Here is a 1349-nt window from a genome sequence, read left to right as displayed (position 1 = left end):
CTCTACCATCCATGAGGGAAACTCAAACGCAATTGTTTGTTCCTCGGAATTAGAACGTTTAATTTTAGTTAAATCCAAGTATTCGATGATATTTTCTCCATCATCAAATTTGCGGTCAAAATCTTCAGCTTTCATAAATTTTTACCTCTTCAGGTCTAGAGCGTTTCCGTGGCTGCATCTCAATTTGGTCGAAATATCTATAGGACATTTTGGGCGCACGCAGTTCGATAAACTCACTGACCCCTAGGCGATCCTACCATAATATTATGGTAGTGACTGTATCGGCAAAATTTATAGTACAATTGATATAATAAATTTTGGAATTCCCTTGCTGCTGTTATCAGTAAAAAGTTATCAGGTAGAACCTGAAGGGAGCGTTCCCAAGTAAAAGGGAACGAGATATCCCCTGACTATAATCTTGCTGGTTTTCTTGGATCTTGTCCAATGGCTCAGGGCAGATTTGAACTGCCGACCTTGGGCTTATGAGTCCCCTGCTCTGACCAACTGAGCTACTAAGCCGTTGTTTACACAGTTATCAATCATAACACATAATCACCCGATTGCACAAGAGCAAAAAAGGGAAGATTTTTTCTTCCCTTTGCGGGCATCTTTAACGTCTGCCTGGCAGGAAAGCCATGGGATTGACTGCTCCCTGGCCGGAGGGGTGAACCTCGAAATGTAGATGGGGGCCGGTGCTAAAACCGGTGCTGCCCATGTGGGCGATTGGCTCGCCTTGCTGAACAGTTTGGCCGCGACGCACCAGCAGACGGCTGTTATGGGCATAGAGAGTGACGCTACCATCGGGGTGACGCAGTTTCACCAGATTGCCATAACCGCCAGAATTCCAACCGGAGGAGATTACTTCACCGGCGGCCGCCGCCACAACTGGTGTACCCACTGGACCGGCGATATCGATGCCGCGATGAGGTCTGCCCCAGCGCCAACCGAAACCGGAGGTTAACACCCCCCTGGTGGGCCAGATAAAGCCGGTAAAAATAGGGGCGGGATTAGGTAAATGCTCATCAGGATTAGCGAGGGGAGGAAGGGAAGGTTCTACGGTTTCGCCGACGGGAATTCGTAGGCGGTCATTATATTCTTCCACATTGGTAGGAGCCGAACCGATAATCTGGGGGGGGGTGCTTTGGTTAGAACGCGAACGAAGGGCGGTCCATTGGGGATTAGCGGTTATTTGCCGATCCTCGACAGTTTCTGCGGGATTATCGACGGGAATAGCGATACTTTTCTGGGTTTCCGAAAGGTTAGTTTCCCGCAGATTAGCCACCTCTTGGCGCAATCTTTCCCGATAGCTGCCGGTGATATTTTCGGGGAATTCTTCCGTCTCCGTGGTG

The 1349-nt window shown here is 49.1% G+C and carries 2 protein-coding genes and 1 tRNA gene; all 3 read right to left on the bottom strand.

Features of this window, described 5'->3' with window-relative positions; translation table 11 throughout:
* A partial coding sequence (gene brnA, locus PX484_RS26060; RefSeq protein ID WP_502882741.1) for a type II toxin-antitoxin system BrnA family antitoxin occupies positions 1-135 on the bottom strand: 135 nt, incomplete at its 3' end.
* 310 nt (positions 136-445) lie between these two features.
* Positions 446-519: transfer RNA gene (locus PX484_RS13920), tRNA-Met, on the bottom strand.
* A 91-nt stretch (positions 520-610) separates the two neighbouring features.
* A partial coding sequence (locus PX484_RS13915) for a M23 family metallopeptidase (protein ID WP_288104304.1) occupies positions 611-1349 on the bottom strand: 739 nt, incomplete at its 5' end.

It is taken from the genome of Microcystis sp. M49636_WE2 (assembly GCF_030065375.1).
GTDB classification, from domain to species: Bacteria; Cyanobacteriota; Cyanobacteriia; order Cyanobacteriales; family Microcystaceae; genus Microcystis; species Microcystis aeruginosa_C.
The sequence above is the reverse complement of the archived record's forward strand: the minus strand, read 5'-3'. Positions and strand labels throughout refer to the sequence as shown.